We start from the raw sequence: 21,970 nt of genomic DNA on the forward strand, positions 1-21,970 counted from the left end.
TACTCCACCGTGCCGCCGGGACCATGTCTCAACCAGCGCCCTGCTCGGCGAGGATGCGGTCCAGCGCCTCGTCGAGGTGCGCGTCGAAGTCGGCGAGCGAGCCCTCCTGTCCCAGCGGCACCAGCTTGTCCGTACGGTCGAGGAAAGCGACGAGCGGTGCCGTCGACGACCGGAACAACGCCTGGTCGCTGCCCACTTGAAGCCGGATCAACACCTCGCCCAGCGCGTCGGGGTCGACGGGCGTGACCCGCACATCGCCTTCCCCGCACGGCCGGCCCACACCGTCGATCAGCAACTCCCGCCCGAAAGCCCACGTAACCGGGGCATCACCGGGCAAATGAAATGTCAGCCGGACGGCATAGGGATCACTGGACTCATAGCGCAGCTCCACCGGAATGCGGAAGGAGAGCTCCTCGGACACGAGAAAGCTCATCATGACCTCTGCTTGTACGGACTCGCGCATCGATAACCCCGTCATTCGCCGTGACTGGCCGGGAACGAACCTCTGACACTTGGTGGAATCTTGCTGAACGTACACAGCAGATCACAAGGAGTGAGTTTTCACATACTGATACAGAGCGCGAGCGAGCCGAGCAGCGCCCCGATCTCGGCCTGCAACTGCCGGGCCGCAGGCAGCAGCCGATCGGCCTGGTGTGCGGGGAGTGAGATGGCCATCGTCGCTGCCGTGGTGCCGAGCGTGAGCGGAATCGCGGCGCAGACCGCGCCCAGGGCGTACTCCTGACGCTCGGTCACCGGTTCCATGCGCCGGATCCTCTCCAGGCGCCGGAGCAGACTGTGGTTGTCGCGCACCGTGTACGGCGTGAGGGGCTGCACCGGATAGCGGTCGAGGTGGTCCCGGCGGGCTTCCTCGTCCAGCTGGGACAGCAGGCACTGGCCGATGGCGTGCGCGTGCCCGGTCTCCCGGAAGTCGGCCCACTCCTCGACCGCCGGGGTGCCCGGACTGTCGGAGACGCACATGACCTCGATCTCACCCTCGCGGTAGACCGCGTAGTACACGGGCACACCCAGGACGTCCCGCCAGTGGGCGAGCGCGTCGACGACCGTGCTGCGACGTTTCTGCCGCGCTCCGCTGCTGCTCAGCCGCTCGGCGGCCGCGCCGAGGAAGAACAGGCCCTTGTCCCGGCGCAGATAGCCCTCGTGCACGAGCGTGCGCAACAGGTGATACGTCGTGGGCAGTGCCAGCCCGGTCTCGCGGGCCAGTTGCTTGGCGGGAGCGCCGTACTCGTGCCCGGCGACGGTCTCCAGCAGGCGCATCGCACGCTGCACGGATCCGATGAGAGTCGGCGGAGGCGGTGGCGCGGAGGGGGGTGGTGGCCCGGAAGGTGCCGCCGAGCGAGGTTGCGTGGGGACGGTACGGAGGTGGACGGGGGCGATGTCAGCCGGGACCAAGGGGGCTCTCCCGAAGCGCGAGGGGGGCAGCCCGTGCGGAGGAACACGGGTGGGGGTGAATGCCGCTCGCGGGGAAGTCCCCGCGTCGAGTTCCGGACTCTATTCGCCTGCCCCCGCGTGCAGACGGCCCCGCCGGAAAACTTCCCTCGCCCGAGGGAACCGGTGATTCCAGGCGTTTCCCGCTACCCCCACCGGTTTCCCACGCGTCTCACCAGTCGCTGCGTGACGAGGAACTCGACGTGAACTTCCGTACGACGTAGATCAGTCCGCCGACCAGTGCCACGAAGACCAGCAGCTTGAAGAGCAGTCCGATGACGAACCCGACCACGCTGGCGATCAGCCCGCCGAACACGACCAGGGCGATGACCGGCACCGCGATCCACTTCACCCACCACGGCAGCCCCGTGAAGATCTCTCGCATCGCTCTCGTCCTTACCTCTCCGCCCGTTCGAGTGCCGGGTCCTGTCGGTCCTTCTGGATCTCTGATGTCCTGCACTCGATGCTAGGTCCGGGAGGGGGTCGAACGGGCGCCTCGCACCCCTTGTCCTCCCCTGACCGAACCCCTAGGGAACCCTGAGGCGGCCCGTCACCTCTCGGGCGGAGAGAACACCACCAGCACCCTCAGGTCCTCGGTGATGTGGTGGAACTTGTGGGCGACGCCCGCCGGCACGTAGATCACGCTGCCGCGGGCCACCTGGGTCGTCTCCAGACCGACGGTGATCGCCGCACGGCCGCTCACGATGAAGTAGACCTCGTCCTGATTGTGCGGCCTCTGTGGATCCCGCTCGCCCGCGTCGAGGGCGTACAAGCCGACCGACATGTTCTGCTCCCGCAGAAACTGCAGGTAGGCGCCGTCGTTGGCGGCGCGCTCCGCCTCCAGTTCATCCAGCCGGAATGCCTTCATCGCCTTGTCCGCCCCTGCCTCTTGTGCCCGCGTCCAATCAGGTCTGCCACGATCAGACACATGATGAATTTCCTAGTCAAGACGATCGCCAACGCGGGCGCCCTGGCGGTCGCCGTGTGGCTGCTCGACAAGATCACCCTGACCGGCGACAGCACGGGCAAGGAGATCGGCACGCTGCTCATCGTGGCGCTGCTCTTCGGCCTGGTGAACTTCCTGGTCAAGCCGGTCGTCAAGCTCCTGAGCCTTCCCCTGCTGATATTGACGCTCGGTCTGTTCACACTGGTCGTCAACGCGCTGATGCTGCTGCTCACCTCGTGGCTGGCGGACAAGCTCGACCTGAGCTTCCACGTGGAGGGCTTCTGGACGGCCGTCGTGGGCGGTCTGATCATCTCGGTCGTCTCCTGGGCGCTGCACATCGTGCTGCCCGACGGGGACTGAGCGGACATGACGTACCGGGTCTGCTTCGTCTGCACGGGCAACATCTGCCGTTCCCCGATGGCCGAGATCGTCTTCCGCGCCCGGGTGGCGGAGGCGGGTCTCGACGAGCTGGTGGAGGTCGACAGCGCCGGCACGGGCGGCTGGCACGAGGGCGACGGAGCCGACCCGCGTACGGTGGCCGTCCTGAAGGACAACGGCTATGCCGGCGGCCACACAGCCCGGCAGTTCCGGTCGTCCTGGTTCTCCCACCTCGACCTGGTGATCGCCCTCGACTCGGGCCACCTCGGGGCCCTGCGCCGGCTCGCGCCCACGGAGCAGGACGCGGAGAAGGTGCGGCTGCTGCGCTCGTACGACCCCGCCGCCGGCGACGACGACCTCGACGTACCGGACCCCTACTACGGGGGCATGGACGGCTTCGAGGAGTGTCTTGAGATGGTGGAGGCGGCGAGCGTCGGTCTGCTCGCCGCAGTGCGCGAGGACGTGGAGGGACAGGCGGCATGAGCGATTCCGCAACGGGCGCCGCGGACGAGGTGGCGGGCGCCGCGGACGAAGTGGCGGGCGCCGCGAACGAAGTGGCGGGCGCCGCGGACGAAGTGGCGGGCTCCATGAGCCAGTCGGCCGCGGGCGGCGGAGACGGTACGCGCGCGGTGCGGGCCGGGTTGCCCGAGCCGGTCAAGCACGAGCCCACGCTGCCCGGCCCCGTGTTCGCCGCCCACTTCCACCTGCCGGGCGACCCGACCGGCCCCTACACCTACGGCCGCGACGAGAACCCGACCTGGACGCTGCTGGAACGCGCCGTCGGCGAGCTGGAGGCGCCAGGCGAGGACGGGGCCGAGACGCTCGTCTTCGCCTCCGGCATGGCCGCGATCTCGGCGGTGCTCTTCTCCCAGCTGCGCACCGGCGACGTGTGCGTCCTGCCCGACGACGGTTACCAGGCACTGCCGCTGGTCCGCGCGCAACTGGAGGCGTACGGCCTCGAGGTGCGCACCGCGCCGACGGGCGGTGACGCCCAGCTGGACGTCCTCGACGGCGCACGGCTGCTGTGGATCGAGACCCCGTCGAACCCCGGGCTCGACGTGTGCGACATCAGGCGGCTCGCCGAGGCGGCACACGCGCGTGGTGCCCTGGTGGCCGTCGACAACACCCTTGCGACACCGCTCGGCCAGCGTCCGCTGGAGCTCGGCGCCGACTTCTCGGTGGCCAGCGGCACCAAGCAGCTCACCGGCCACGGCGACGTTCTCCTGGGCTATGTCGTCGGCCGGAACGCCGAGGCCATGGCCGCCGTGCGCCGTTGGCGCAAGATCGTCGGTGCGATTCCCGGGCCCATGGAGGCCTGGCTCGCGCACCGTTCGATCGCGACGCTCCAGATGCGGGTCGACCGGCAGAGCGCGACGGCCCGGGCGGTCGCCGAGGCGCTGCGCGAGCGGCCCGAGGTGACGGGGCTGCGATACCCGGGGCTTCCCGACGACCCCTCGCACGAGATCGCCACGCGCCAGATGCGGCGCTTCGGGTGCGTGGTGTCGTTCACGCTGCCCACGCGCGAGCGCGCCGACCGCTTCCTTGACGCGCTGCGGCTCGTGGACGACGCGACGAGCTTCGGCGGGGTGCGGTCCACCGCGGAACGGCGTGGACGCTGGGGCGGGGACGCGGTGCCGGAGGGCTTCATCCGCCTGTCGGTCGGCGCCGAGGATCCGGAGGACCTGGTGGCGGATGTGCTGCGGGCGCTGGACGCGTCGACCGCCTGACCATCGTCACGGACGGTCCGAGCCTCCCCCCTCGTGGCTCGGACCGTCCCCCGGTTCCGCGCACAAGAACCGCGCGACCAAGGCTAGTTGACTGTCTGTCAGTGTCCAATCACAGTAGCGACAGAGACCTATCGACATATTTATAGTTGAGCGCGGCCGGGGGCCGGAGCGGGGGCCGAAGAGGGAGTGTGTGCGGTGGATCTGGCCTTGCTGCGGACCTTCGTGACCGTGCACCGGGCCGGCTCCTTCACCCGCGCCGCCGCTCTGCTCGGCCTCTCCCAACCTGCCGTCACCTCGCAGATACGGACGCTGGAGCGGCAGCTGGGCCGCCCCCTGTTCCTGCGACAGGCCCGGGGCGTGACCCCGACGAGCATCGGAGACGAACTCGCCCACAAGGCCGCACCCCATCTCGACGCCCTGGTGGAGATCACCGAGACCGGCCTCGACGAGGACTCCTCCTTACGGACGCTGCACCTCGCAGGTCCACCGGAGTTCACGGCAGAACGAGCCCTGCCCGCCCTCACCGAGCTGACCGGCGAGGACGGACAGGGCTTCGCCTTGCGCGCGTCCTTCGGAACCGCCGAGGAAACACTGGAGGGGCTCTCCGCCGGACATCATGATCTGGCCATCAGTACGGCCCAGCCGCGCGGCGCCCTGCTCACCGCGACTGCGCTCTGCGACGAGGAGCACGTCCTGGTCGCCGCCCCGCGCTGGGCCGAGCAGATCGGCACCGGTCAGCCGGACCGCAGGCCGGAACCGGCTCTCGAGAAGATGCCTGTGGTGGAGGTACACGAGTCGCTGCCGTTCGTCTCCCGCTACTGGGCCTCCGTCTTCGACTCGCCCCCGGCCGTCCCGGGCACCGTGATCGTCCCCGACCTGCGTGCGGTTCTGGCCTGCGCGGTCGCGGGCGCCGGGCTGGCGGTTCTGCCCCGCTACCTCTGCGCCGGGGCGCTGGAGCGGGGCGATGTCGTCGCCCTGTACCAGCCGGCCGTGCCACCGCTGCGCACATACTTCCTGGTGGTCCGCACCGGGACGCTCGCCATGCCCCACATCGCGCGGGCTCACGAGTGGTTGCAGCAGGCTTCTGCCGACTGGTGCTGACGCCCCCAGGCGCGGCTGGGGACGACTGGTGCTGAGGCCCTCAGGCGCGACCTCGGCCGACACGCGCTGGGGCTCTCAGGGGCGGCTTCGACCGACCGGCAGGGACGCTCGGAGGCGCACTTCACTCTGGGAGCTCGGCCGGTGACGTTTCGCGATGTTTCACGTGGAACCAGCCGGGCCACATTTCACTCATGACCGTCCGACCCGTGGTCAAGCGCACCGCCCGCGCCATTCTGCTGGACGGTGCCGACCTGATCCTGATCAAGCGCACCAAGCCGGGTGTGGATCCCTACTGGCTCACCCCCGGCGGTGGAGTCGAACCCAGCGACTCGACCGTCGTCGACGCCCTGCACCGCGAGGTGTACGAGGAACTCGGCGCGAAGATCACCGATGTGGTGCCCTGCTTCGTGGACACCATGGAGCACATCGGGGAGGACGGCGGCGCGACCGGCGTGAAGGTGCAGCACTTCTTCGTCTGCCGTCTGGAGTCCATGGACCCGTCCCTGCGCCACGGCCCCGAGGTCGACGCGCCGGTCGGCGAGTACGAGATCGTGCGCGTGCCCTTCACCCGGGTCGGGATCGCCTCCGTCCATCTCGTGCCGCTGTCGCTGCGGCACTACCTGGACGGCAACATCGAGGGCGTCCTGGCGATGCATGCGCCCGACCTGGGCTGAGACGCGGGTCAGCTTCCGGCAGCGACCAGTTCCTCGACGGAGTCGTGCCGTATGCGGTCCGACGGGATGCCGCTGTCCCGCAGGGCGTTCACACCGCTGCGGATCATCCCGGGCGGGCCCGAGAGGTAGGCGTCGAACTCGTTCCACGGCCCGTAGGCGCGTACGGCGTCCGGCAGCTGCTGGTTCGCCTGCTGGTCGATGATCGCTCTGACCGAGAGCCACGGGTGGGTCTGCTGGAGGCGGAGCATGGTGTCGATGTCGTACAGGTCGTGGTCGGTGCGGGCCCCGTAGAAGACCTCGACGGACCTGCGTTCGCCGTGCTCGGCGACGTCCTCCACCAAGGCCTTGATGGGCGCTATGCCCGTGCCACCGCCCACGCAGAGCAGGCCGCTGTCGGTGGTGTGGTCCACGGTCATGGAACCCGCGGGCGGACCGAGCCGGATGATGTCGCCGGGGCGGGCGCGGTGCACCAGGGCGTTGGAGACCCAGCCCGCCGGGACGGCCTTCACGTGGAACGACAGCAGACCGTCGGAGCGGGGCGCCGAGGCGAAGGAGTAGTGCCGCCAGATCCGGGGCCACCAGGGCGTCTCCAGGCTGGTGTACTGCCCGGCGAGGAAGGGGTACGGCTGGTCGGGGCGGACGGTGACGACCGCGACGTCCGGGGTTCTCATGTCGTGCGCGACGATCTCGGCGTACCACCAGGCCGGCGCGCGCAGTTCGTCCGCGGCCGCCGCGTCGATCATGACCTGGGAGATCGTGGTGTAGGCGCGGACCCAGGCCGCCTCCATCTCCGGGTTCCAGACCCCGGCGGCGTACTTGCTCAGTGCGCCGATCAGGCACTCGCCGACGGCCGGATAGTGCTCGACCCGTGTGCCGTACTTCCGGTGGCCCCGGCCGAGGTTCTGCAGGTAGTCGACGAGGACGTCCTTGTTGTCGATGTGTTCGGCGGCCGTGAGCAGCGCCCTGAGCAGCCGGTCCCGCTGGGTGTCCATCGCGGCCGGGAACAGTGACCGCAGATCGGGGTGGCGGACGAAGAGCAGGGCGTAGAAGTACGACGTCACCTTGTCGGAGACCGGGGCGACCTCGGCCATGGCGCGGCGAATGAGGACAGCGTCCGGGGACCCCGCCTCGGCCGGGGCGGGGGTGGCGGGGGTGGCCTCTTCCGCGGGCGGCACCGGGGCGGGCCGCTGGGCGGGAACGTGCTCCTCGGCGGCAGCCGTGGGCGGCGGGGCCACGGTGGAGGCGAAGGGCGTCGGGGTGAGCGCTGTCGGTACGGGCCCCGGCGACGTGGCGGTGGCAAGGCTCGATGCCGCGGGAGACGGGGTGCGCTGTACGGCGGGAGGGGCGGACCCGGGTATCGACTCCGGAGCTTCACGCCCTTGGTCCGGCGCACCGGTGCTCGTGCCGGCGGGGGCCGTGGGGGTGTCGTCCGCCGGTGCTTCCGGGGCGGCCCCGGGCCTGCGCACCGGGCGTATCGCGGCCGGTCGACGCCCTTCTGCCGTCCTGTCTGCGGTTCCGGCGTCGCTGTCCGGCGCCGTCGTCGGGTTCTTGCGGGGTGTGAACCAGCCGCCCCCGCCGCCAGAAGTGCCGTTGTCGGCCGACGTGGTGGTCGGAGCGTCCATGGTGTGCCTCGCCTCGAGCATCTTTCGGTCGGTCTGCGCACTTCCCCAGTCGGAAGGTGCCTGCTTCCCCCGTGGACGGTCTGCGTTCCCATCCTTGTCACGGCCAATGCGGCCACATTCAACCCGTATTACGGCTCCGTACGGACAAGTAAGGCGAGAGTGTGACATTGGCCGCAGTAACTCTCATCGAGCTTCCCACTCGTCAGGACGTTTCCGTCGCATACCCGGAAACGCGGGTCTTCGATCTCTCCGTCCCGTTAGGCTGCTTTGCCCTGCGCTCGGCCCACACGGGACGGGGCGTCCCCTCCCGGATATGAACCGGAGTCGACCCTACCGGCCACCGCCTCGCACACAAGTCCCCCCTCTCCTCGTCACGAATACGGGCACGCGGCGAATCATCAAGTCCGTCAACTATTGGACGAGAAGGCCCCGTTCAACGTCTCGATCGGACATCCGGTGTTCTTACGTGTTTCACGTGAAACACGCAGCGGTGGTCCGCGACGTATGCGGGCGGCGACAACTGGCCAAAAGCTCGCATGGCTCCTCTGAAAGAGGTAGACGCCAGGGGCCCACGTCAGACAGCCTGACCTGCGTGTCGACTCCTTCCCTTGCCTCATTGCCCATCCGTCGTTTGACGCTCCGCGATCAAGCCGCCTGCGCCGACTTGTCCGAGGACCGGGGGTGGCCACGGGAGGAGCACAAGTGGGGCTTCCTCCTCACGGCCGGGAAGGGCTACGGCATCGACGACCCCGACGGCGGTCTCGTGAGCGCCTGCGTCGTCACCGAGTACGGGCCCCAGAACCCCTCCCTCGCCGCGATCGGCATGGTCCTGGTCGCCGGACGGCACGCACGGCAGGGTGTGGGACGTCGCCTGATGCGTCACGTCGTCTCCGCGATGGGCACCACGCCCCTCACCCTGCATGCGACGCCGAACGGCCGCCCCCTCTACGAGGAACTGGGGTTCAAGGTCACCGGACGGGCCGAGATGGTCATCGGGCGTTTCACTCCCGATGGACCGGAGCCGAGGATCGCCACCCGGGCCGCCACTGCCGAGGACCTCACCGCGATCCTCCGCCTCGACGAGCAGGTGTTCGGAACCGACCGCACGCACATCGTCACCCGACTCCCCGCTTTCGCCGATCAGTTGCGGGTGGCCGAGGAGGGCGGGCGGATCATCGGGTACGCGGCCGCCTGGCCCAACATGGACACCCACGTCGTCGGCCCGCTCATCGCGCGCGACACGTCGGTGGCCCAAGCGCTGATCGCCTCCCTCGCCGCCCACACCGACCGCCCCCTGCGCACCGACATCGACGTGCGCCACGAGGAGCTCCTCGCGTGGGTGACGGAGCGCGGCCTGGAGTCCGTCGCTTTCAACTCGGTGATGTCGTACGGAATCACCGAGCTGCCCGGAGACTGGACCCGGCGGTTCGCGCCGGTCACGGTCGCGGCGGGCTGACGAGTCTCGATACGGCGACGCCGGCTCCCCGGGATCGGGGAACCGGCGTCGCCGCACTGAGGGGCCTGCTGAAGAGCCCGGTCAGGCGAGGGCCTCCACGGCGGCCGTGGCGAAGCCGTGGTCCTGCTCCGGGGCACCGCCGCCGACGCCGATCGCGCCGATCAGGCGGCCGTCGCGGTGCACCGGCACACCGCCCGCGATGAACAGCAGGGGGCGGTCGAGCGCGGTCGGCAGCGTGTGGAAGAGACCGCCGGGCTGTACCGCGTCGACCAGGTCGGCGGTGGGCGTGTTCAGCTGGAGGGCCGTGTAGGCCTTGCGGGTGCTGGTCTCGCCGGAGATCAGTACGGCGCCGTCGTCCCGCCTGAAGGCGAGCAGATGGCCGCCCGCGTCCAGGACGGTGGCGCTGACGGTGACTCCTGCGGCCTCCGCGGCACGGTGGGCAGCGGCGACGAGGGCGTCGGCGTCCTGGGTGGACAGCGGGGCGACAGCGGTGGTGGTGCTCATGAGGGGGTTCTCCTGGAGGACTTGCTGGTAGTGCCGGATCGTGGGGTGCATCGAGGTGATCCGGTTGCTCAGTGGTGGGCAGCGGTCCGCTGTTCGGCCGGCGCGGACCCCGTGACGACGGTGCTCGAGCCACCGGCACGACGCTCCAGAGCGGCCGAGAGGAGCGCCAGGACCAGTGCCCCGGCTGCCAGGGCGGCACCGACCCAGTTGGGGGCGGTGTAGCCGAGGCCTGCCGCGATCACGAGGCCGCCGAGCCATGCGGACAGCGCGTTGCCGAGGTTGAAGGCGCCGATGTTCACGGCGGAGGCCAGCGTCGGGGCACCGTGCGCCTGGTCGAGGACCCGCTTCTGGAGCGGAGGGACGGTGGCGAAGCCCAGGGCGCCGATCAGCACGACGGTGATCGCCGACAGCAGCTTGTCGTGGGCGGTGACGGTGAACAGCGCCAGGACGACGGCCAGGGCGCCCAGGGAGACGTACAGCATGGGCATCAGGGCGCGGTCGGCGAACTTGCCGCCGACGAGGTTGCCGCCGACCATGCCGAGGCCGAAGAGGACCAGCAGCCAGGTGACGGAGCCGTCCGCGAAGCCTGCGACGTGGGTCATCATCGGCGCGATGTAGGTGATGGCCGCGAAGACGCCGCCGAAGCCGAGGACGGTCATGGCCATCGCGAGCAGGACCTGCACGTTCTTGAACGCTGCCAGCTCGTGCCGCAGGTGCACGCCCTCGGGCTTGGGCATGTCGGGGACGAGCCGGGCGATGCCGGCCAGGCCGATGACGCCGAGGGCGGCGACGAGGCCGAAGGTCACCCGCCAGCCGACGGACTGCCCGACCAGCGTGCCCAGCGGAACGCCGACCACGTTGGCGACGGTCAGACCGGTGAACATCATCGCGATGGCTCCGGCCCTCTTGTCCGGGGCGACGAGATCGGCCGCGACGACCGAGCCGATACCGAAGAAGGCGCCGTGGGCCAGCGAGGCGACGATCCGCCCGACCAGCATGACGGAGAAGGCCGGGGCGAATGCCGAGAGCAGGTTGCCGACGATGAACAGGCCCATCAGCAGCATCAGCATCCGCTTGCGGGAGATCTTGGTGCCGAGCACGGTCATCAGCGGGGCGCCGAACATGACGCCGAGCGCGTAGCCGGTCACCAGGTATCCGGCCGTGGGGATGGAGACCCCGTAGTCGCCCGCGACTTCGGGCAGCAAGCCCATGATCACGAATTCTGTCGTTCCGATCCCGAAGGCCCCGATCGCGAGGGCCAGAAGCGCGAGAGGCATGGAGTGGTTACCTTCCCAGACGATTGCAGGAGCGCTTTGCGTGCGTTCACAATAGTTGCACACGCGGGTTATATGCAACCGCCGTCAATTGCGGTTGTGCTCTATCCTGGGTGGCAGCCGCTCCGGGACGGAGGAACGCCAATGACAGCGACGGACCCCGCGCTCACCGCTCTCGCCCAGAGCTGGTGCGCCCTCTCCCTGCTCCACGGGAGGATCGAGGCCCACATCGAGCGCGCCCTGCAGGCTGGGCACGACCTCAGCGCGCGCGAGTACTCCCTGCTGGATGTGCTGAGCAGGCAGCACGACGGGGACGGCGGGCATCTGCAGATGAAGCAGGTCGCCGACGCGGTCGTCCTCAGTCAGAGCGCCACCACACGCCTGGTCACCCGGTTGGAAGACCGCGGTCTCCTGGAGCGCTACCTGTGCCCCACCGACCGCCGGGGCATCTACACGAACGTCACCGCGGCAGGTCTCGAGCTGCTGGAAGCGGCACGGCCGACCAATGACGCCGCCCTGCGCGAGGCTCTCGACGAAGCGGCGAAGAACCCCGAGCTGGCCCCTCTGGTCCGGGTCGTGGAGACACTGAAGGCTCCGGTGCCCGCCTAGCTAGAACACGCCCCTGCGTGATCACCTCTCCGTTACGCCACTGTCTCTGCGTAGGGTGCGGCCATGGGAGATCTTGAAATACGTGCCGCCGTCGCTGACGACGTGCCGGCGATCGTCGGAATGCTCGCGGACGACCCACTGGGCGCACAGCGCGAGTCACCGGACGACCTCACCCCGTACCTGTCTGCGCTGGAGCGGCTCAGCGCCGACCCGAACCAGCGCCTGGTGGTGGCGGTCAGGGAGGGCAGGGTCGTCGGCACACTCCAGCTCACGATCGTTCCCGGGCTCTCCCGACGCGGCGCGACCAGGTCGATCATCGAAGGGGTGCGCATCCACGCGGACGAGCGCGGCAGCGGCCTGGGAACCGAGCTCATCGAGTGGGCGATCGAAGAATCCCGAGGCCAGGGGTGCCAGTTGGTCCAGCTGACCTCCGACAAGACCCGCGCCGACGCCCACCGCTTCTACGGGCGGCTCGGGTTCACGGCCTCCCACACAGGTTTCAAACTCCAGCTGTGACCGGTGTGCGTGGGCGCCCTGTTTCACGTGAAACAGGGCGCCCACGCATCTCACCGCCTAACTGATGCCGCGCCATCCCTCGGGATCGACACCACCCGGCACAGGAGCCCCCTCGTCGTACGGCTGACGCGTGAACACGAACGAGCCGAGGTCCAGATGACTCACGGACCCGTCCGGCCGCCGTACGGCCGCCAGGAGCTCGCCGGCGTAGTAGCCCTCCAGTCCCGTCCATGTGCCGTCACCGTTCGGGCGGAACCGCGAGCGACGGCCGGCGCCGGCCAGCGGCCCGAGCGAGACCAGCCCGTCGGCCGTCAGCCGCAGCGCGAAGGCGTGCGTCCCCCAGTACCACTGCCCCGTCAGCTCCAGCAACGACGGGTCGACCTCACCCAGCGGCTTCCACGGTGCCGGGATACGCGGCTCCGCCTCGGCGACGATGCGGACCAGGTCGGCGGCGACGGCGAACAGCAGCGGCCCGGACGTGGAGTTGGCCAGGACGATCGCCGCAACGTCCTCCTCGACACTGATCATGAGGCACGCGAGGAATCCGGGCAGCGAACCAGTGTGTCCGACGAGGGACCGTCCGTTCCGTCGCCGGATCTCCATGCCCAGGCAATAGGCGTAGCCGCTCGCCACGTCAGCCGCCTCATGAGGCGCGGCCGGCGCCCTCATCTCCAGCAGCGACTCGGCACACAGCACCCGCTCGTCGCCGTTGACCAGGAAGACCGCGAACCGCGCCAAGTCACCGGTTGTCGACCAGAGTTGACCGGCCGGAGCCATGCGCCCCAGATCCTCGGTGGGCTCGGGAAGCATCACATCGGCCCAGGGATGAACGGCCCAGCCGCCCGCATGGGGCGCCTGCGGTCGCGAGCTCGTGCGATGCAGCCCCAGGGGTTCGAGTACTTCACGCCGAAGCACGTCCTCCCAGGGAGCCCCGCGGAGCTTCTCGATGAGTGCGCCGAGCAGGGCATAGCCCGGGTTCGAATAGTGGAACCGGCGGCCCGGCGGGGTCAGCAGAGGCCGCTCGCCCAGTACGTCGGCGAGCTCGGGCCGCAGGGACCTGGGACTGCGCTCCCACCACGGCCCCGGCGTCTCGGCCGCCAGCCCTCCTGTGTGCGCGAGAAGCTCAACGATGGTCGCCTCCCCCACGCCGGTGCCCGGAAGATGCTTCTCGAGTGGGTCCCCGAGATCCAGCGCGCCCTCGTCGCGCAGCCGCAGCACGAGAACAGCCGTGAAGGTCTTGGTGATCGAACCGATCCTGTACTGCACGTTCTCGTCCGGCGCGTGCCCGTCCACCGAAGTCCGTGCGCCCGTCCACACCGTCGTCCCGTCCCGCACGACGGCCGCGACGAGCGATGGGGCCCGTCCTTCGGCCTGTGCGACGGCGATGCGGTGCAGCAGAGCGCGACGCGTGCCGGGAAGCAGTTCTTCCTGAGATGTCGTCATGGGCCCAGTCCACCTGGCCCGGCATCCCCTCGTCGAGCACATTGGGGGGCAGGGCCGGTGAGGTCGGGGCGGATCAGGTCTGCGCCATGTCCACGAACCGCGAGTAGTGGCCCTGGAAGGCGACGGTGATCGTCGCCGTCGGGCCGTTTCGGTGCTTGCCCACGATGATGTCCGCCTCGCCCGCGCGGGGTGACTCCTTCTCGTACGCGTCCTCGCGGTGCAGAAGGATCACCATGTCGGCGTCCTGCTCGATGGAGCCAGACTCACGCAGGTCGGACACCATCGGCTTCTTGTCCGTGCGCTGCTCGGGACCACGGTTGAGCTGGGAGAGCGCGATCACCGGAACCTCCAGCTCCTTGGCCAGGAGCTTGAGGTTCCGGGACATGTCCGAGACCTCCTGCTGACGGCTCTCGGAGCGCTTGGAGCCCCCGGCCTGCATCAGCTGGAGATAGTCGATGATCACGAGCCTGATGTCGTTGCGCTGCTTCAGTCGACGGCACTTCGCGCGGATCTCCATCATCGACAGGTTCGGGGAGTCGTCGATGTAGAGGGGTGCGGACGAGACCTCGGGCATCCGGCGCGCCAGACGCGTCCAGTCGTCGTCCGTCATGGTGCCGGACCGCATGTGGTGAAGGGCGACGCGGGCCTCCGCGGACAGCAGACGCATCGCGATCTCGTTGCGCCCCATCTCCAGGGAGAAGATGACGCTCGGCAGGTTGTGCTTGATCGACGCGGCCCGGGCGAAGTCCAGGGCCAGCGTCGACTTGCCCATGGCGGGACGGGCCGCGATGACGATCATCTGCCCGGGGTGCAGACCGTTGGTGAGCGAGTCGAAGTCGGTGAACCCGGTGGGCACGCCGGTCATCTCGCCGCTGCGCGAGCCGATGGCCTCGATCTCGTCGAGCGCGCCCTCCATGATGTCGCCGAGCGGCAGGTAGTCCTCGCTGGTGCGCTGCTCGGTGACCGCGTAGACCTCTGCCTGGGCACGGTTGACGATCTCGTCGACGTCGTCGTCGGCCGCGTATCCCATCTGCGTGATGCGGGTTCCGGCCTCGACCAGGCGGCGCAGGACGGCCCGCTCGTGGACGATCTCCGCGTAGTACGCCGCGTTGGCCGCCGTGGGCACCGTCTGGACGAGGGTGTGCAGGTACGAGGCCCCGCCGACCTTGTTGATCTCACCGCGCTTGGTGAGCTCGGCCGCGATCGTGATGGGGTCGGCCGGCTCACCCTTGGCGTAGACGTCGAGGACGGCCTGGTAGATCGTCTCGTGGGCCGGCTTGTAGAAGTCGTGGCCCTTGAGGATCTCGACGACGTCGGCGATGGCGTCCTTGGACAGGAGCATGCCGCCGAGGACGGACTGTTCGGCGTCGATGTCCTGCGGGGGGACCCGCTCGAACGACGGGGCCGATCCGCTGTCCCAGGCCCCGTTGTCCCTGCCGCGCTCATGCTGTTCGTCGCGGCCCCTGCCTCCGTCACCCCGCCGACGGGAGGCGGGCAGACGATCACTGGGCCCGCTGTCGGCCCACGGGTCGTCCAAGGGCTCGGAAATGCTCACCGAGCCACCTCCTCCCGTCCGCCGAAGCAGACCTAGCCGTGCCCCTCTGTTCTACGGCACGGCACTGACAAATAAGAGGCCCAACTCCGGTTGGCACGCGCCGGTTTTGTGGCGTTTTGAAAACCGGCGGACGGAGCGGGCGCCGGACTACCGTAGGCCCCTGGGCACCGTCAGCCAATCTGGTTATCCACAGGCCATGTGGACGACGGCCCAGATGCTGTGGAGAACTCCGCGAAACCTGTGCACGACCCGGTGGACAGGCCTGTGAACAAGCAACGCCGCTCCCGAGAGGAACCGCCCTGACCTGCATCTTCGCCGTCCACCGGCTGTGCAGAAGAAAAACTTCCCCAACCGGACCAAGATCGCCTCGAACAGTGCACAGCAGTGCGCACTCCAGGACGGAAAGTAAGGGTTGCAGAAGCTTTGCATCTCTTACCTGTGGACGATTAGATTGGTGCACATGACACAGGCCCCCGTGCGCCGCCGAGCCGGCCGGAGACAGCACGACCGCGAGATCGTCGCACTGGCCCTTCCGGCCTTCGGCGCCCTCGTCGCCGAGCCCCTCTTCCTCATGACCGACACCGCCATCGTCGGCCATCTGGGCACGGCCCAACTCGCCGGACTCGGCATCGCCTCGGCCCTGCTGATGACCGCCGTGAGCGTCTTCGTCTTCCTCGCCTACGCCACAACAGCGGCGGTTGCCCGGCGCGTAGGAGCGGGCGACCTGCAAGCCGCCATCCGACAAGGCATGGACGGTATTTGGCTGGCTCTCCTCCTAGGCGCCGCCGTCGTCGCCGTCGCACTGCCGACGGCACCCCACCTCGTGGACCTCTTCGGCGCCTCGGACGCGGCAACCCCCTACGCGATCACGTATCTGCGCATCTCCGTGCTCGGCATACCGGCCATGCTCGTCGTCCTCGCGGCGACCGGCGTCCTGCGCGGCCTGCAAGACACGAAGACCCCGCTCTACGTCGCCATCGCCGGCTTCGCCGCCAACGGCGCCCTCAACGCCGGGCTTGTCTACGGCGCCGGTCTGGGGATCGCCGGTTCCGCGTGGGGCACCGTCATCGCCCAGTGCGGCATGGCCGTGGTCTACCTTGCGGTCGTTCTGCGAGGAGCGCGAAAGCACGGTGCCTCGCTTCGCCCGGATGCCGCCGGGATCAGGGCGTCCGCACAAGCCGGTGTGCCACTGCTGGTGCGCACCCTCTCCCTGCGAGCGATCCTGATGATCGCCACGGCAGTCGCCGCCCGCCTCGGGGACGCCGACATCGCCGCCCACCAGATCATCCTCTCCCTGTGGAACTTGCTGGCCTTCGCCCTCGACGCCATCGCCATCGCTGGGCAGGCCATCATCGGTCGCTACCTCGGAGCCGGTGACGCCCAGGGCGCCCGGGACGCGTGCCGTCGCATGGTGGAGTGGGGCATCGCCGTCGGAGTCGTCCTCGGCGTACTGGTGGTCATCACCCGACCAGCGTTCCTGCCGCTGTTCACCAGCGACCCGGGGGTCAAGGATGTGGCGCTGCCCGCCCTGATCATCGTCGCCCTCTCCCAGCCGATCTCCGGCATCGTCTTCGTGCTGGACGGAGTCCTGATGGGCGCCGGCGACGGCTCGTACCTCGCCTGGGCCATGCTGCTCACGCTGGCGGTGTTCACGCCGGTGGCCCTGCTGGTGCCCGCACTGGGCGGTGGGCTCACCGCCCTCTGGGCGACGATGACGCTGATGATGACCGTGCGGATGCTGACGCTGTGGATCCGCGCACGTTCGGGGCGCTGGATCGTCACAGGCGCGACCCGCTGACCGTTTCACGTGAAACGCTGCCGGTTTCACGTGAAACACGGAATGCTCCACAGAACGCGGTGTTTCACGTGAAACACGGAACGCCCTCGGCGTGCAGGCGCCCACGGACACGAAAGGGGCCGCACCCTCAAGGGTGCGGCCCCTTCGCTTACTGCTTCAGCAGACGCGGCACTCAGGCCGCGACGACCTCGATGTTGACCTTGGCGGCAACCTCGGGGTGCAGACGCACGGACGTCTCGTGAGCGCCCAGCGTCTTGATCGGCGAGCCGAGCTCGATACGGCGCTTGTCGACCTCGGGACCACCGGAGGCCTTGATCGCCGAAGCGACGTCGGCCGGCGTGACGGAACCGAAGAGACGACCGGCGTCGCCGGAGCGAACGGCCAGACGGACCTTGACACCCTCGAGCTGGGCCTTCACAGCGTTGGCCTGCTCGATGGTCTGGATCTCGTGGATCTTGCGAGCACGACGGATCTGCTCGACGTCCTTCTCGCCACCCTTGGTCCAGCGGATAGCGAACTTCCGCGGGATCAGGTAGTTGCGAGCGTAACCGTCCTTGACGTCGACGACGTCGCCCGCGGCACCGAGGCCGGAGACCTCGTGGGTGAGGATGATCTTCATGAGTCGGTCACCCTTCCCTTATCGCGCGGTGGAGGTGTAGGGCAGCAGCGCCATCTCACGGCTGTTCTTCACAGCCGTGGCGACGTCACGCTGGTGCTGCGTGCAGTTGCCGGTCACGCGGCGGGCACGGATCTTGCCGCGGTCGGAAATGAACTTCCGCAGCATGTTCGTGTCCTTGTAGTCCACGTACGTGACCTTGTCCTTGCAGAATGCGCAGACCTTCTTCTTCGGCTTGCGCACAGGCGGCTTAGCCATGGTGTTTCTCCTGTGTGATCAAGAAGTGTGAGTGCGAACCCGCCCCTAGAAGGGGGGCTCGTCCGAGTAGCCGCCGCCGCTGCCGCCGCCGGAGTTTCCACCCCAGCCGCCGCCACCGCCCTGGTTGCCACCGGCGGGAGCGCCGGTCGCCCACGGGTCGTCGGCGGGAGCGCCGCCGCCCTGCTGGCCGCCACCGGGGCCGCCGCCCCAGCCGCCGCCACCCTGGCCGCCACCGCCACCGCCGCCGTAACCACCCTGGCCGCCCTGGCCACCGCGGCCGGTGGTCTTGGTGACCTTGGCCGTGGCGTTGCGCAGGCTGGCGCCGACTTCCTCGACGTCCAGCTCGTAGACCGTGCGCTTGACACCCTCACGGTCCTCGTAGGACCGCTGCTTCAGCCGGCCCTGCACGATGACGCGCATGCCTCGCTGGAGCGACTCAGCGACGTTCTCCGCCGCCTGACGCCATACCGAGCAGGTCAGGAACAGGCTCTCGCCGTCCTTCCACTCGTTCGTCTGGCGGTCGAAGGTGCGGGGGGTGGACGCGACACGGAACTTCGCGACCGCCGCACCGGAGGGGGTGAAGCGCAGCTCGGGGTCGTCGACAAGATTGCCGACGACCGTGATGACGGTCTCGCCTGCCATGGGGGAACCTCTCGGCGGGTTTGCTCTGGCTGCTTGCTACTCGAATCCCGGGATCAGCTGAGCTGGGAAGCTCAGTGAGTCTCGGGGCGGAGGACCTTGGTCCGGAGGACCGACTCGTTCAGGTTCATCTGGCGGTCGAGCTCCTTGACGACCGCAGGCTCGGCCTGCAGGTCGATGACCGAGTAGATGCCCTCGGGCTTCTTCTTGATCTCGTACGCGAGACGACGACGGCCCCAGGTGTCGACCTTCTCGACCTTTCCGCCGCCGTCACGGACGACAGAGAGGAAGTTCTCGATCAGCGGAGAGACAGCGCGCTCCTCGACCTCGGGGTCGAGGATGACCATCACCTCGTAGTGACGCATGTGGAACCCACCTCCTTTGGACTCAGCGGCCACGGTCGTTCCGTGGCAGGAGGGTTGTGATGCGTAGCAACGGTATCGGCCACCACGGACAGTCGGGGTTTCTGGCGAGAAGCCCCTGCCGTGACGTGGACAGACACCGGTGCGGACGGTACAGAGTACCCGCACAGCGGCTTGCGGTTGAAATCCGGCCGCCAGGGCAGCCAATCTGTACACATCGGGTGTGTATGGCGCTACGATGCGCCGACTTTCGCAGGAGGTGCCCTATGGCACAGGCATTGCGACCCAACACCGCCGGCGGCCTCTTCGCCACGGACGGCAAGCCCCATCCCCTCCAGGACGCGCTGCTCGCGGTGACCCTGGTGCTGGGCCTCACCTCGTTCCTCTCGGCGATCATCGAAGAGGACCTGCATCTGCTCAGCTCCTGGGCCGGTCTCGTGGGCATCCTCACGGGCGCGTACGGCCAGTGGATCTCGGAGACGACCCGGGAGCGCTTCGGCCTGATCCTCGGCCTGGGCGCATCGGGCGTCGGGTTCTTCCTGGGCATGGCGCACGGCGGTCTCATCGGCTGACGCCAGGGCACCCCTCATCTGAACACCGGGTCACGCCCCGGCCGGCCTCGGGCCGGGGCGAAGGTTCCGTACGCCCAACCGGCGCGCTTCCACGGCGCAGTAGGCTTCGCGCGAGAGCCGGAGCCCCTGTACCCATGGGGACACACCAGCCCGAGGAGCGCCCCGAAATGAGCCTGACCCTGAGGACCATCAGTCGCGAGCAGCATCTGGCATACATCCAGAGCCTGCCGTCGGCGAGCCACATGCAGGTCCCGGCCTGGGCTGACGTCAAGGCGGAGTGGCGCTCCGAGAACCTCGGCTGGTTCGACGAGCGCACGGGCGAGATGGTCGGTGCCGGTCTGGTCCTCTACCGGCAGCTTCCCAAGATCAAGCGCTACCTCGCCTACCTGCCCGAGGGCCCGGTCATCAACTGGTTCGCGCCGAATCTGCAGGACTGGATCGAGCCGATGCTGGCGCATCTGAAGCAGCAGGGCGCCTTCTCCGTGAAGATGGGCCCGCCGGTGATCATCCGGCGCTGGGAGGCCCCCTCCATCAAGGCGGGCATCCAGAACCCGGACGTGAAGCGCCTGCGTGACATCGAGGCCGACCACATCGAGCCGCGCGCCTTCGAGGTCGCCGACAAGCTGCGCCGCATGGGCTGGCAGCAGGGCGAGGACGGCGGCGCCGGCTTCGGCGACGTCCAGCCCCGCTACGTGTACCAGGTGCCGCTGGCGAACCGCTCCCTCGAAGAGGTCCACAAGAACTTCAACCAGCTGTGGCGCCGCAACATCAAGAAGGCCGAGAAGGCCGGCGTCGAGGTCGTCCAGGGCGGCTACCAGGACCTCGAGGAATGGCAGCGGCTGTACGAGATCACGGCCGTGCGCGACCACTTCCGGCCGCGCCCGCTGTCGTACTTCCAGCGCATGTGGACGGCCCTCAACACCGAGGACCCCAACCGCATGCGGCTGTACTTCGCCCGGCACGACGGCGTGAACCTGTCGGCGGCGACGATGCTGATCGTCGGCGGTCACGTCTGGTACTCCTACGGCGCCTCCGACAACATCGGCCGTGAGGTCCGCCCCTCGAACGCGATGCAGTGGCGGATGCTGCGCGACGCCTACGCGCTCGGCGCCACCGTCTACGACCTGCGCGGCATCTCCGACTCGCTGGACGAGACCGACCACCTCTTCGGCCTGATCCAGTTCAAGGTGGGTACCGGCGGCCAGGCGGCCGAGTACCTCGGCGAGTGGGACTTCCCGCTGAACAAGCTGCTGCACAAGGCGCTCGACATCTACATGTCGCGCCGCTGATGTCCCGTTCAGTGCTTCTATACCTCTGACACACGGCAACCGCCGATACACGGCACCGCGAGAAAGGTTCCAGGTCCGGCCATGGCGCTCACGCTCTACGTCGACACCGCGCGCTGGCGTGCGCACCACAAGCACGTGCAGGAGCAGTTCCCCGGCCTCGTGCCGGTCTGCAAGGGCAACGGCTACGGCTTCGGGCACGAGCGCCTGGCGGAGGAGGCCACGCGGCTGGGCTCGGACGTCCTCGCCGTCGGCACCACCTACGAGGCCGCCCGGATCAAGGACTGGTTCGGCGGGGACCTGCTGGTGCTGACGCCCTACCGGCGGGGCGAGGAGCCGGTGCCGCTGCCGGACCGGGTCATCCGCTCGGTGTCGTCGATAGACGGTGTGTACGGCCTGGTCGGTGCCCGTGTGGTGATCGAGGTGATGTCCTCGATGAAGCGGCACGGCATCAGCGAGCAGGACCTCGCGCAGCTGCACGCCGCCATCGAGAACGTTCGCCTGGAGGGCTTCGCCATCCACCTGCCGCTGGACCGCACCGACGGCTCGGACGCCGTCGAGGAGGTCATCGGCTGGATGGACCGGCTGCGTGCCGCCCGGCTGCCCCTGCACACCATGTTCGTCAGCCACCTCAAGGCCGAGGAACTCGCCCGGCTCCAGCAGCAGTTCCCGCAGACCCGCTTCCGCGCCCGTATCGGCACGCGGCTGTGGCTGGGGGACCACGATGCCACCGAGTACCGCGGCGCGGTCCTGGACGTCACGCGTGTCGCCAAGGGCGACCGTTTCGGCTACCGGCAGCAGAAGGCGGCCTCGGACGGCTTCCTGGTGGTCGCGGCGGGCGGTACGTCGCACGGTGTGGGTCTGGAGGCCCCCAAGGCACTGCACGGCGTCATGCCGCGCGCCAAGGGCGTGGCCCGCGCCGGCCTCGCGACGGTGAACCGGAACCTTTCTCCGTTCGTCTGGGGCGGCAAGCAACGCTGGTTCGCGGAGCCGCCGCACATGCAGGTCTCGATCCTGTTCGTGCCGGCGGACGCGCCCGAGCCGAAGGTCGGCGATGAGCTGGTGGCCCATCTGCGGCACACCACCACGCAGTTCGACCGGATCATGGACCGCTGACCCTCGCGCGACGCGCACTCCTCGCAGCGCAGCAAGAAGGCCGTACACGATGTCCCGTGTACGGCCTTTTCG

General features: G+C 69.0%; 25 protein-coding genes. 12 read left to right on the forward strand and 13 right to left on the reverse strand.

Annotated elements, in window-relative coordinates; translation table 11 throughout:
• Positions 1 to 28: 28 nt before the first annotated feature.
• The 4 genes from HDC93_RS07320 to HDC93_RS07335 all read right to left on the reverse strand — a co-directional run bounded on the left by HDC93_RS07320 (position 29) and on the right by HDC93_RS07335 (position 2,314).
• A complete protein-coding gene (locus HDC93_RS07320) occupies positions 29 to 463 on the reverse strand; it encodes an SsgA family sporulation/cell division regulator (protein WP_030849994.1) in 435 nt (144 codons plus the stop codon).
• Positions 464 to 561: 98 nt separating this feature from the next.
• Positions 562 to 1,287: an IclR family transcriptional regulator C-terminal domain-containing protein gene (locus tag HDC93_RS07325; RefSeq protein WP_311774505.1), complete on the reverse strand. Its 726-nt coding sequence runs from the start codon at positions 1,285 to 1,287 to the stop codon at positions 562 to 564.
• Positions 1,288 to 1,618: 331 nt separating this feature from the next.
• Complete coding sequence (locus HDC93_RS07330) at positions 1,619 to 1,831, reverse strand: DUF5326 family protein (RefSeq protein ID WP_030189024.1); 213 nt, start codon at positions 1,829 to 1,831, stop codon at positions 1,619 to 1,621.
• A gap of 165 nt (positions 1,832 to 1,996) precedes the next feature.
• A complete protein-coding gene (locus tag HDC93_RS07335; protein ID WP_185008370.1) occupies positions 1,997 to 2,314 on the reverse strand; it encodes a cupin domain-containing protein in 318 nt (105 codons plus the stop codon).
• 60 nt (positions 2,315 to 2,374) lie between these two features.
• Here HDC93_RS07335 and HDC93_RS07340 point away from each other — a divergent pair, with 60 nt between their 5' ends.
• The 5 genes from HDC93_RS07340 (at position 2,375) to HDC93_RS07360 (ending at position 6,272) form a co-directional block, all read left to right on the forward strand.
• Positions 2,375 to 2,752, forward strand: a complete 378-nt coding sequence (locus tag HDC93_RS07340) for a phage holin family protein (RefSeq protein WP_185008372.1) — start codon at positions 2,375 to 2,377, stop codon at positions 2,750 to 2,752.
• Between the two features lie 6 nt (positions 2,753 to 2,758).
• Positions 2,759 to 3,253: a low molecular weight protein-tyrosine-phosphatase gene (locus tag HDC93_RS07345; protein WP_185008374.1), complete on the forward strand. Its 495-nt coding sequence runs from the start codon at positions 2,759 to 2,761 to the stop codon at positions 3,251 to 3,253.
• Positions 3,254 to 3,357: 104 nt separating this feature from the next.
• Positions 3,358 to 4,497 carry a cystathionine gamma-lyase gene (locus HDC93_RS07350; RefSeq protein WP_185008880.1) on the forward strand — a complete coding sequence of 380 codons (1,140 nt, stop codon included), beginning with the start codon at positions 3,358 to 3,360 and terminating at the stop codon, positions 4,495 to 4,497.
• Between the two features lie 195 nt (positions 4,498 to 4,692).
• Positions 4,693 to 5,598 carry a LysR family transcriptional regulator gene (locus HDC93_RS07355; protein WP_185008375.1) on the forward strand — a complete coding sequence of 302 codons (906 nt, stop codon included), beginning with the start codon at positions 4,693 to 4,695 and terminating at the stop codon, positions 5,596 to 5,598.
• Positions 5,599 to 5,789: 191 nt separating this feature from the next.
• Positions 5,790 to 6,272, forward strand: a complete 483-nt coding sequence (locus HDC93_RS07360; RefSeq protein ID WP_031102717.1) for an NUDIX domain-containing protein — start codon at positions 5,790 to 5,792, stop codon at positions 6,270 to 6,272.
• An 8-nt stretch (positions 6,273 to 6,280) separates the two neighbouring features.
• Here HDC93_RS07360 and HDC93_RS07365 read toward each other — a convergent pair whose 3' ends face one another.
• Complete coding sequence (locus HDC93_RS07365) at positions 6,281 to 7,894, reverse strand: globin domain-containing protein (RefSeq protein WP_185008377.1); 1,614 nt, start codon at positions 7,892 to 7,894, stop codon at positions 6,281 to 6,283.
• Positions 7,895 to 8,486: 592 nt separating this feature from the next.
• Here HDC93_RS07365 and HDC93_RS07370 point away from each other — a divergent pair.
• Entirely contained in the window at positions 8,487 to 9,350 is an 864-nt protein-coding gene (locus HDC93_RS07370) for a GNAT family N-acetyltransferase (protein WP_185008379.1), read from the forward strand.
• 81 nt (positions 9,351 to 9,431) lie between these two features.
• On the opposite strand, the gene HDC93_RS07375 is transcribed toward HDC93_RS07370, so the two are convergent.
• Together HDC93_RS07375 and HDC93_RS07380 are read right to left on the reverse strand one after the other, a co-directional pair.
• A complete protein-coding gene (locus HDC93_RS07375; RefSeq protein WP_185008381.1) occupies positions 9,432 to 9,854 on the reverse strand; it encodes a heme-binding protein in 423 nt (140 codons plus the stop codon).
• 68 nt (positions 9,855 to 9,922) lie between these two features.
• Positions 9,923 to 11,131: an MFS transporter gene (locus tag HDC93_RS07380; RefSeq protein WP_185008383.1), complete on the reverse strand. Its 1,209-nt coding sequence runs from the start codon at positions 11,129 to 11,131 to the stop codon at positions 9,923 to 9,925.
• 141 nt (positions 11,132 to 11,272) lie between these two features.
• Between HDC93_RS07380 and HDC93_RS07385 the strand changes: the two genes are divergently transcribed.
• Both HDC93_RS07385 and HDC93_RS07390 read left to right on the forward strand, forming a co-directional pair.
• The gene (locus HDC93_RS07385) at positions 11,273 to 11,737 is read left to right on the forward strand and encodes a MarR family winged helix-turn-helix transcriptional regulator (protein WP_030849956.1); all 465 of its coding nucleotides are present in this window, start codon (positions 11,273 to 11,275) and stop codon (positions 11,735 to 11,737) included.
• A 63-nt stretch (positions 11,738 to 11,800) separates the two neighbouring features.
• Positions 11,801 to 12,253 carry a GNAT family N-acetyltransferase gene (locus HDC93_RS07390; protein ID WP_185008385.1) on the forward strand — a complete coding sequence of 151 codons (453 nt, stop codon included), beginning with the start codon at positions 11,801 to 11,803 and terminating at the stop codon, positions 12,251 to 12,253.
• A 57-nt stretch (positions 12,254 to 12,310) separates the two neighbouring features.
• Here HDC93_RS07390 and HDC93_RS07395 read toward each other — a convergent pair whose 3' ends face one another.
• Complete coding sequence (locus HDC93_RS07395) at positions 12,311 to 13,696, reverse strand: serine hydrolase (RefSeq protein ID WP_185008387.1); 1,386 nt, start codon at positions 13,694 to 13,696, stop codon at positions 12,311 to 12,313.
• Positions 13,697 to 13,769: 73 nt separating this feature from the next.
• On the reverse strand, positions 13,770 to 15,251 hold the full coding sequence (gene dnaB / locus HDC93_RS07400) for a replicative DNA helicase (protein WP_185008389.1): 1,482 nt from the start codon (positions 15,249 to 15,251) through the stop codon (positions 13,770 to 13,772).
• Positions 15,252 to 15,711: 460 nt separating this feature from the next.
• Here dnaB and HDC93_RS07405 point away from each other — a divergent pair, with 460 nt between their 5' ends.
• Positions 15,712 to 17,049: an MATE family efflux transporter gene (locus tag HDC93_RS07405; RefSeq protein ID WP_185008391.1), complete on the forward strand. Its 1,338-nt coding sequence runs from the start codon at positions 15,712 to 15,714 to the stop codon at positions 17,047 to 17,049.
• A 172-nt stretch (positions 17,050 to 17,221) separates the two neighbouring features.
• Here HDC93_RS07405 and rplI read toward each other — a convergent pair whose 3' ends face one another.
• The 4 genes from rplI to rpsF form a co-directional block, all read right to left on the reverse strand.
• Entirely contained in the window at positions 17,222 to 17,668 is a 447-nt protein-coding gene (gene rplI / locus HDC93_RS07410) for a 50S ribosomal protein L9 (RefSeq protein WP_030847101.1), read from the reverse strand.
• Positions 17,669 to 17,686: 18 nt separating this feature from the next.
• Positions 17,687 to 17,923 (reverse strand): 30S ribosomal protein S18, encoded by a 237-nt coding sequence (gene rpsR / locus HDC93_RS07415; RefSeq protein ID WP_003949403.1) that lies wholly within the window; start codon positions 17,921 to 17,923, stop codon positions 17,687 to 17,689.
• Between the two features lie 45 nt (positions 17,924 to 17,968).
• Entirely contained in the window at positions 17,969 to 18,565 is a 597-nt protein-coding gene (locus HDC93_RS07420; protein WP_185008393.1) for a single-stranded DNA-binding protein, read from the reverse strand.
• Between the two features lie 71 nt (positions 18,566 to 18,636).
• Positions 18,637 to 18,927: a 30S ribosomal protein S6 gene (rpsF, locus tag HDC93_RS07425; protein WP_030847098.1), complete on the reverse strand. Its 291-nt coding sequence runs from the start codon at positions 18,925 to 18,927 to the stop codon at positions 18,637 to 18,639.
• 263 nt (positions 18,928 to 19,190) lie between these two features.
• Between rpsF and HDC93_RS07430 the strand changes: the two genes are divergently transcribed.
• The 3 genes from HDC93_RS07430 (at position 19,191) to HDC93_RS07440 (ending at position 21,898) form a co-directional block, all read left to right on the forward strand.
• Positions 19,191 to 19,496 (forward strand): hypothetical protein, encoded by a 306-nt coding sequence (locus HDC93_RS07430; RefSeq protein ID WP_185008395.1) that lies wholly within the window; start codon positions 19,191 to 19,193, stop codon positions 19,494 to 19,496.
• A gap of 167 nt (positions 19,497 to 19,663) precedes the next feature.
• Complete coding sequence (gene femX / locus HDC93_RS07435) at positions 19,664 to 20,785, forward strand: peptidoglycan bridge formation glycyltransferase FemX (protein ID WP_185008397.1); 1,122 nt, start codon at positions 19,664 to 19,666, stop codon at positions 20,783 to 20,785.
• A gap of 81 nt (positions 20,786 to 20,866) precedes the next feature.
• On the forward strand, positions 20,867 to 21,898 hold the full coding sequence (locus HDC93_RS07440) for an alanine racemase (protein WP_185008399.1): 1,032 nt from the start codon (positions 20,867 to 20,869) through the stop codon (positions 21,896 to 21,898).
• Positions 21,899 to 21,970: the final 72 nt, after the last annotated feature.

It is taken from the genome of Streptomyces sp. AK010 (genome assembly GCF_014207295.1).
GTDB lineage: Bacteria > Actinomycetota > Actinomycetes > Streptomycetales > Streptomycetaceae > Streptomyces > Streptomyces massasporeus.